The 8934-nt window shown below is 59.6% G+C and carries 10 protein-coding genes; all 10 read left to right on the forward strand.

Annotated elements, in window-relative coordinates; translation table 11 throughout:
• Nucleotides 1-202 precede the first annotated feature (202 nt).
• The 10 genes from GDA65_20340 to GDA65_20385 all read left to right on the forward strand — a co-directional run bounded on the left by GDA65_20340 (nucleotide 203) and on the right by GDA65_20385 (nucleotide 8705).
• The gene (locus tag GDA65_20340; protein ID MBA5865034.1) at nucleotides 203-547 is read left to right on the forward strand and encodes a hypothetical protein; all 345 of its coding nucleotides are present in this window, start codon (nucleotides 203-205) and stop codon (nucleotides 545-547) included.
• Nucleotides 548-594: 47 nt separating this feature from the next.
• Nucleotides 595-939, forward strand: a complete 345-nt coding sequence (locus GDA65_20345; GenBank protein ID MBA5865035.1) for a hypothetical protein — start codon at nucleotides 595-597, stop codon at nucleotides 937-939.
• 34 nt (nucleotides 940-973) lie between these two features.
• A complete protein-coding gene (locus tag GDA65_20350) occupies nucleotides 974-1459 on the forward strand; it encodes a hypothetical protein (GenBank protein MBA5865036.1) in 486 nt (161 codons plus the stop codon).
• Between the two features lie 237 nt (nucleotides 1460-1696).
• Complete coding sequence (locus GDA65_20355; GenBank protein ID MBA5865037.1) at nucleotides 1697-1909, forward strand: DUF2934 domain-containing protein; 213 nt, start codon at nucleotides 1697-1699, stop codon at nucleotides 1907-1909.
• Between the two features lie 76 nt (nucleotides 1910-1985).
• Entirely contained in the window at nucleotides 1986-3839 is a 1854-nt protein-coding gene (gene glgP / locus GDA65_20360; protein MBA5865038.1) for an alpha-glucan family phosphorylase, read from the forward strand.
• 79 nt (nucleotides 3840-3918) lie between these two features.
• Nucleotides 3919-4395, forward strand: coding sequence for a hypothetical protein (locus GDA65_20365; protein MBA5865039.1), 477 nt, complete (start codon nucleotides 3919-3921; stop codon nucleotides 4393-4395).
• A 112-nt stretch (nucleotides 4396-4507) separates the two neighbouring features.
• Entirely contained in the window at nucleotides 4508-6868 is a 2361-nt protein-coding gene (locus GDA65_20370) for a hypothetical protein (GenBank protein MBA5865040.1), read from the forward strand.
• A gap of 40 nt (nucleotides 6869-6908) precedes the next feature.
• On the forward strand, nucleotides 6909-7412 hold the full coding sequence (locus GDA65_20375) for a hypothetical protein (protein ID MBA5865041.1): 504 nt from the start codon (nucleotides 6909-6911) through the stop codon (nucleotides 7410-7412).
• A gap of 15 nt (nucleotides 7413-7427) precedes the next feature.
• The gene (locus tag GDA65_20380; protein MBA5865042.1) at nucleotides 7428-8345 is read left to right on the forward strand and encodes a periplasmic heavy metal sensor; all 918 of its coding nucleotides are present in this window, start codon (nucleotides 7428-7430) and stop codon (nucleotides 8343-8345) included.
• A gap of 27 nt (nucleotides 8346-8372) precedes the next feature.
• Entirely contained in the window at nucleotides 8373-8705 is a 333-nt protein-coding gene (locus GDA65_20385) for a hypothetical protein (GenBank protein MBA5865043.1), read from the forward strand.
• The last annotated feature ends 229 nt before the right edge of the window (nucleotides 8706-8934 follow it).

The following is an 8934-nucleotide window of genomic DNA, read 5'->3' on the forward strand; positions in this document are numbered from 1 at the left end:
ATGAAAAGGCGGGTGTGAGATTCGTGCGGAGACCCCAAACTGTAATGCTGGAGGGTCCTCAACGTCTATCTATAGTAGAAGTGTGTCAGTGTCTTGGATGGAGCAGTGGGAAGATACGGGAACACAGTACAGGTGATGAGACGAGACACCTGCAACTCATTGATGCAGTGACAAGGTTCACTGCCACCGCAGGAGGGGTGCCATGTTGAGAGCTAGGTTGGTGTCCATGGTAAGTGCGGTCGGGCTCGTGCTGGTGCTGCAAGGCTGTGCAGAGACCTCAACTCAACGGATGATTAACGCAAACGATCATAACGGCCTGGCAAACTACTATGCCCGGCAGGCCCAGGAACTCAGGGAGAAGGCCAAACAGTGGGAGTTTACGGCCGAGTACTACGACAAACATTCGGAGCCGCACGGCAAGACTGAGCCGGCTCAGCACGCCGCACATTGCCGCGCGATCGCCCAAAACCAAAGGAAAGCGGCGGACGAAGCGGATGCGCTAGCCCAAGAACACCGCGCGATGCGGCCGCACGGCATGATTCAGTAAATGGCTTCGCAAAGCCGTTTCATAGGGTGTGGCTCAAGGAGGACAGCATGCGGTGCCTGACGAGCTGGCTAGGGATTGCTGCCGCGCTGGGGCTCTCGGCCTGTGCCCATACGATGCCGGTGGATGCGCCGGTGGTGGATCGGGTCTTGGGAGATCAAGCCTTGCGGGAGCAACTTGTGGTACGGGGCACGCAGGATGAGCACTTTGTGCACGAGGTGCTCCATCAACTCGGACAAGAACCCGACGGGGATCGGAAGCTGGCTCGGCTCCTGGCTGAACATCTCCACCACCACCCGACGCTCGAGCGAACGGTATTCCAGGAACTGGCCGAGCACCGAGCGTTTCAGGATTGGATATTGGAGAGATTACGTGGGCAGCAGGAACCGCATTGAGCCAGGAGCTTCTCACGGCGAAGAGGACGTGAGCGTGTCATCGTCCGAGCACTGGTCTGGCGATTTAGTCCGGCGGCTCACCATGCTTTTTGTCGCGGCAGTCTTGGTCAATTATCCCTGGGAGCGCCTGCAGTCGTCGCTCTATGTGTATCCCGGCGGAGCCAGTATTCCGTGGTGGCTCTGTCTGGCGGCGAGTCTGGCGGATGGGCTGTTCGTTGTGGCGATCTTCGGCGTCGGCTGGATTGCCCTGGGTCGCCGAACATGGTTCGAGCAGCCGGGAATCGAAGGCTACCTCGTGATGCTGGCTTCAGGTGTCGCGATCAGCGTCGGCGTTGAGTGGACAACCGTTCATGTGCTGCGCTGGTGGACGTATGGTGAACAGATGCCGCTCGTGCCCATCATCAACATCGGCCTCGTCCCTATGACCCAGATGCTGGTGCTTCCACCGCTGATCTTTCGGGGCGTCGCCGTCGTGTCTCGCTATGTCGATGGCATGCGCGCCAGAGTATGCGGGCAATGAGGGTAGAGTGTCATGAAGACCAATATCGCGAAGAGTCTTAGCCTGGTGATTGTTTCCATTTCTATTCTATCCGCTCTCTGGAAAGCGGTGAGCTGCGAGTTCAAGCGGGACAATATGATAATTGAGGTCAACGGTGGAGAATCGGTGGCGAAGAGTTGACGAGGATGGCAAGCCTATGCGCGGTGGAAAGAGGAACAACCACTCTCGATTGGATACAAGTAGGAAAGGGGGATCGACATGAAGCAGCAATTGTTGAAGAGGAATCACAACGAAAAGGCGGTCACAACACAGGAGGATAAGCCGGAAGGAGGTGCCTTATCCGATGAGCGACAGGAGCGCATCGCGAAGCGGGCCTATGAGCTCTATCTCGAGCGAGGGTGTCGGGAGGGATGTGCGTTGGAGGACTGGGTAGACGCGGAGCGAGAGATTCTTACGGTACCCCGAGGGTAGGAGACAAGGTCCTCCTAGCCGATAGGTTCAACATCGTCGCGACCCTGCAAGGGCGAAGAGAGAAGGTGCCTAACCGATGAACACCGTGAAAGACCCGGTCTGTGGAATGAAGATTCCGATGGGTGAAGGACTCTCTGCCATCTATCAGGGACAAGAGTTCCGGTTCTGTTCTGATCTCTGCAAACGAACCTTCCTGGCCACACCGGAACGCTACGCGACAGGATCAACAGGATTGGCCTCTGGCGCCGCGGACGTGACGAGGCGCATCGCGTATTTTTCAATGGAAGTCGCAGTGGATTCGGGCATGCCGACCTATAGTGGGGGGTTGGGCGTCCTGGCGGGTGACACGTTGCGATCCTGCGCCGATCTGAAGATCCCCATCGTGGCCGTCAGTCTCCTGTATACACGTGGCTATTTCGAACAGCATCTGGATCAATGGGGCAATCAGCGTGAACAACCTGCGCGTTGGGATCCCTCGAAGTTTGCCCGGTTGCTCCCTCCGACGGTCCACGTGTCGATTGAAGGCCGTCCCGTCGTCGTCCGGGCGTGGCAGTACGACATCACCGGGCTGACCGGCTATGTCGTTCCCTTGCTGCTCTTAGATGCCAATGTCGAAGAGAATCCGGCTGGCGATCGGGAGCTGACGAGTGACCTCTATGGTGGCGATGAACGGTACCGTCTGGCGCAGGAAATCATCTTGGGCATCGGCGGCGTCCGCATGCTCCGAACCCTGGGCTATACGCAAGCCGAACGGTTCCACATGAATGAAGGACATGCGGCCTTGCTCGCTCTCGAGCTGCTGCGCGAGCGCAAACAGAACGAGCCGGCGGCGTGGGATTTCGATGGCGTGAGGCGGGCCTGCATCTTCACCACCCATACCCCCGTGCCGGCCGGCCATGATCAGTTCTCGTATGAGCTTGTCAAGCAACTGCTCGGCGACGCGGCGCCGCTGGAAGTCCTGCAGATGCTGGGTGGCAGAGACCGGCTGAACATGACGCTCCTGGCGTTGAATCTGAGCACCTACGTGAACGGCGTTGCCAAGCGCCATGGTGAGGTCTCCCAGGAGATGTTCCCGGAATATGCCATCGACTCCATTACGAACGGCGTGCATTCGGCCACCTGGACCTCGCCCAGCTTTCAGCAGCTCTATGACCGGTATATTCCTGGCTGGCGCACTGATTCCTTCGCTCTCCGCTATGCCATCAGCATCCCTCCTCAAGACATCTGGGAGGCGCATGTCCAGGCGAAGGCGCGATTGCTGGAAGAAGTCCGGAGGCGGACCTCGTTGCCGTTCCGCGATGATGGGCTGACGATTGGATTTGCCCGGCGGGCCACCCAGTACAAGCGGGGCGATTTGGTGTTGTCGGCCCCCGACGAGCTCGTCGACATTGCAAAGAAGGTTGGCCCGATTCAGCTCATCTTTGCGGGCAAGGCGCATCCCAAGGATGAGCCGGGAAAGGAGATCATTCGCCGTGTGGTTCGGGTAGCCGGTCAGGTCAAGCCGGAGGTGCAGATCGCGTATCTGGAGGATTACGATCTGACGCTGGCACAGCTCCTGACCGCTGGCGTCGATCTCTGGTTGAACACGCCCCTCCCACCACTTGAGGCGTCCGGCACTTCCGGGATGAAAGCCGCGCACAACGGTGTGCCCAGCTTGAGCGTGCTCGACGGGTGGTGGGTGGAGGGCCATATCGAGGGCATCACGGGCTGGTCCATCGGCCGCGGGCCTTCCGATGCCACTTCACAAGAAGGGCGCGGTGCCCAGGATGCCCGCGAGCTGTACGACAAACTGCGCGGGGTCATCGCGCCCATGTTCTATCAGCGCCGCGAACGATGGAGCGAGATTATGCGATCGACCATAGCCTTCAACGCTTCCTTCTTCAACACGCACCGCATGGTGCAACAGTATGCGGCGAATGCGTATGTGTAACTGTCGTCGGCCCTCTCTTGCCGAGTGAGCTTGGTGTAGTAAAGAGGCTGTTTTTACACAAACTCTCTAAAGGACGGTCATGCGATCAGGCATACTTTGCACGTTAGCCTTAGTCCTGTGGCTGATCGGCGCTGCGGCAATCGGATGGTTGTTTCTAAAAGGGTGGACGACGACGGGTAGTGACGGCCGCACAGAAATTCTATTATCACCCTCGGAACGTGACCTCGTATTGACCCAGATGAGACAGTTTCTCGAGGCCATCCAAGCTGTACTTGCGGATCTTGGCACGAGCGAAGCATCCCGGAAATTCCAAGCTGCGGAAACTGCGGCTCGGAAAGTCGGTATGGGCATGGATAAGGACGTGAACCCAACTCTGGTGGCAAAAATTCCGCTGGCATTCAAGCAAATGGGTATGTCGGTGCATCATGAGTTCGATGGACTGGCTGATGGAATTGCTCAAGGCGAGACAGTCCCACAGATTATCCGTCGACTCTCCACCATCACCAGTCAATGCACGGCTTGCCATGAGATATATCGGTTTTCGCCACAGCAATAATTCATGCCATCAAGAGGAACAACGGGAATGATCCTTCGTACTCTTTCATTGCCGCTGAAGATCCTAACAAGGCGCCTTGACCGAGGTGCCTCCGTGAGAGGCTAGCAGAACGATGGTCATCTGGCATCTCACACCTGACGCGCCGCGCTTCCCGTTCTTCGTGAGTGCGGAGCAGCACGTCAATCTTCAGTTCGGTACCTGGCCCATTGAGGAGGGCCAACGAACGTGGATCGACTATCGGGTCGTGCGCCACGATGGCACTGAGACGACAGGAGAGGTGGAAGGCACCTGGAATGTCAACCGCGAGGTCAACAGCTACTGGTTTCTCAACTTCGGCCCTTTTGCGGACGGAGATCGTGTGGAGTACCGGTTGCGGGGCAGTTGTGCGACCGGGGCCACCGACGCGGGAACCTTCTCCTTTCTCGTAGGGCCGAAGATTCACCTCGCAATCCTCTGGCACCAGCACCAGCCGCTCTACAAGGATCTGCAAGCCAAGCGGCCACAGGGCTCGTACCGGTTCCCCTGGGTGCGGCTGCACGCTATTCGCGATTACTACGCCATGGCTGCGCTCCTAGAGCAGCATCCCGAGGTGCATCTTACGATCAATCTCACGCCCGTCCTTCTCCAACAGCTCGAAGACTATGCGGAGCGCGGCGCCACAGACCGCGCCCTGGAATTAACGCTGACCCCGGCGGCCCGTCTCTCCGCCGCCCAACGAGAGGAACTCCTCGCCACGTTCTACGAAGCCGACTGGCACACGCAGATCTTCCCCCGGCCCCGGTATCGCGCCTTGTTTGAGCAGCGCCAGAACAGCCGCTCGTTCACGGTCCAGGATCTCGCGGATCTCCAGATGTGGTTCAACCTGGCCTGGTTCGGCCCGGAGTTCCAGGAGGGACCCGTTAAACTTCCCAACGGGGAGGTGGCCTCCGTGGCGAGCTTCGTGACGCAAGGCAGTGGATACAGCTCGGAGCAGATCGCCCAGATGGTCGGCGAACAGCTCAAGATCATGCGCAACGTGGTCGCGATTCACGGCCGGCTTCAGGATCGCGGCCAAATTGAGATCTCCACCACGCCTTTTTATCATCCGATCCTGCCCCTGCTCGTGGACACTGATCAGGCCACGATCGACCGGGAAGGTACCACGCATCCCAGGCGCTTCCACCAGCCGGAGGATGCGAAGGCGCAGGTGCATCAGGCCGTCACCTTCTACGAGGAACGGTTCGGCCATCCTCCAGTGGGGATGTGGCCTGCCGAGGGCGCGGTCGGTCAGTCGGTGGTCTCGCTGTTTGCTGAAGCTGGCCTGCAGTGGATCGCCACGGATCGGGGCGTGCTGGAGCGGTCCGGGCAGTACGGGTACAACGTCCAGGACCCGAACGTGCTGTGTCAGGCCTACCGGGCGGAAGATGAGGCCGGCCGTGCAGTGGCGATCTTCTTCCGGGACACCGTCCTGTCGGACAAGATCGGCTTTCACTACCAGCGTTATCCGGACCCTCGCCAGGCCGCGGAAGACTTTGTGCGGGAAGTCAAGATGCGATTCGCCTGGCAGGCCAACGATCCGCTGAACCGCATCGTGTCCGTGATTCTGGATGGGGAAAACGCCTGGGGCGCTTATCCGCAGCAGGCCCGCCCGTTCCTGCATGCCCTGTATACGGCGCTTGCCGCTGATCCAGAGATTCGCACGGTCACGTTTCGCGAGTACGTGGAAGGCCATGCCGCTCGGCGAGTGCTGCCCCATCCGCTCCCGCAGCTTCCCAAAGTCTATGACCTCTTTCACGCGAGTTGGATCGACGAGAACGGCTCGCGGCCCGGGAACGATCTCGGCACCTGGATCGGGGAGGCTGAAGAAAATCAGGCTTGGGATCTCCTGCGGGAGACCCGTGATCTCGTGGATCGCGTCAAGGTTACCCCATCGCGTCGTCAGAAAGCCTTTGAGGCACTGTATGCGGCCGAGGGCAGCGACTGGTTCTGGTGGTTCGGCGAGGACCAGGCCTCGGACTCCGATGCGGAGTTCGATGACCTCTTTCGCGATCATCTGAAGACCGTCTACCGATCCATTGGCCGGAACCCACCAGTGACACTCGATCAATCCATCGCGCCCCATACGCTGATCTGGACCTTCGCGCGTCCGATCGCCTCGATCCGACGCGAGCACCGACTGACCATCCGGACGAATTGTCCGGGCCGGGTGAGCTGGAAAACCGATCCCGATGACCAATGGCGAACGCTCGAGATGATTCCGGCTGGCGGGGTCATGGCCGCGATCCATCGCTTCGGGGTAACGCTGGGGCCGTTTGCTCCAGCGACGCGCCAGATCGAGTTCCGATTCCATTGCGCGCATCCGGCCTGCTGCGGGACCGATCCGTGCTGCCGATTCGAGCTTCGGCGGATCGAGGTCACCGAGGCGCAGGCGCCCAGACGGCTCCCGGGAAGATCTGGCGGACGCGCGCGTCAGTCTGCCTCGACTGCGGAATAGCCTGAAAGTCACGTTTGGAGGAAACCGCGAAAGGTGACCTGTGCCGCAGGATGAGCAACGAGGAGAGCAGGTAGCTGACACGGCCGCCATTGTGCGGCTGAGCGCGTTGGTGCGTGAACACCGTGTGTGCTGGGAGGTGTTACCGGAACTGCTTCCGGTCACGGACGAGCAGCCGCTGCTGGTCGGCTTCAATCTGGAACTCTACGGCGCCCACGCACACGGAACCGAAGCGCCGCATCCGGGCTGCGAGCAATGCCGAACCATTCTGGGCCATCTGCGCGAGGTCGCAAAGTGGATCCTGCCGAAGGCGGAAAGGCCTTCGCAGTACTACATGTCCGTCAGGGACAATGTCATTCTCTATGACCCCGTCCGACACAATCGGTCGGAGGTGACGGTCACGATCACAATTCTCCATCGAGCGCAGCTGGATGCCCCTGTGGACGCGTGCGAAGTCTTTTGCCTCCATGAGATGGAAGGCAAGCTGAAAGAGATCGGCGCTCGCTATCGGCAATGGGAAGGGGATGGATATAAAGACGCAGGATGAAAGGAGGGAAATATCATGAAGCTCGTGAACAACCATAAGCGGCATCGCTGGGTCCTGACCGCAGGACTGCTCCTGCTTGCAGGAAGTCTCGCAATGCCGATCCTAGCGGCGAAGACTGCACACGCCGATCATCCGGCCGCGCAGGCCACCGACAACCAGGCCTTGGCCGATCAGATTCAACAATTGCAGCAACAGGTCGCAACCCTGCAGGCCATCCTTCAAAAGCAGAACAGGCAGCGGCGCAGCAGCGCGATGGGAAGTGGCGGAACGATGAGCGGCGGCGGCAAGATGACCATGATGGACGACGACATGAGCCAGATGGGCGGCATGTCCTCCGGCGGGAGCTCCGGCACGGGCATGATGGACATGGAAGATGAAGGCGAAATGGCCGGCATGTCCCCTGGCGGAAAGTCATCCGGCGGCGGCAGCATGGGCATGATGGAAGGCGAGATGGGCGGGATGTCGTCCGGCGGCAACATGAAGATGTGTTGTATGGGCGAAATGGGCGGGATGATGGGTGGCATGAGGAGTTCCGGTATGGGCGGCATGAAAAGATCGTCATCCGCCATGCCCGGACAGCCGGGCGCCTCTCACCTGTATCACGTCGGGTCAACCGGCTTTTTCCTTGACCATGCAAAGCATATCGCCCTGACTCCTGAACAAAAGACGACGTTGAATCGCTTAAAGGAGAAGGCCCTGCTCGATCGCGCGACGCAGCAACGCCGCATTGATGGAGCCGAGCAAGAGCTGTACATGTTGACGGGCGCCGACCAGCCGGATGTCGCCCAGATTCAGGCCAAAATTGCGGAGCTCGAGAAACTGCGGGCGGATCAACGCATGAACTTCATCCGAGCGGTCGGGGAAGCGGCCAAGGTCCTCACTCATGATCAACATCGGACCCTGTTGGGAACGATGACGTCCAAACAACAGTAAGGACGAACCATAAAAGGAGCAAGCGCCATGCTTACGAAAACGATTTTAGTGACGGCTGTCTGTTTTACGGTGGGTATTTCTTCCTTAAGTTTCGGCGAAGATCGGTCGAGCCAGGTGTCGCCGGAGTTGCGAAAGGATCTGGCCGATATGTATCAGAAGATGGCGGATTGTTTGAGAATGGGAAAGCCCGCCGAGGACTGCCAGCGGGACATCGCGAAGGATTGTCCCGTTATTGCCAAGACAGGGCAATGTCCCCTTCAAGAGGGGATGGGGCATATGGGGATGGGACAGATGCAGGGTGGCCGTGGCTCACACTCCGAGGGGAGAGGGCCCATGTCGGGCCCTCATGAGATGCGCTAGCAGAAATGTGTGAGGCGATGAAGACGCGTTGCAATCGATGGTCGGCCGTGAGTCTGGCAACCGCTCTGGTATGGGCTGCGCCGTCTCTCGACCAAACGGCACAAGGCCAGCATGCCGAGCACCACCCTCAACCGGGTTCAGGTGATTCCGCAGGTTCCGGTGATGCCCCGGATAGGGCCGCGGGCGGGACGATGGGCGGGAGCATGGGAGAGATGCGCGGTGGCACGGG

Source organism: Nitrospira sp. CR1.1, from assembly GCA_014055465.1.
In the GTDB taxonomy this organism is placed as follows: Bacteria; Nitrospirota; Nitrospiria; order Nitrospirales; family Nitrospiraceae; genus Nitrospira_A.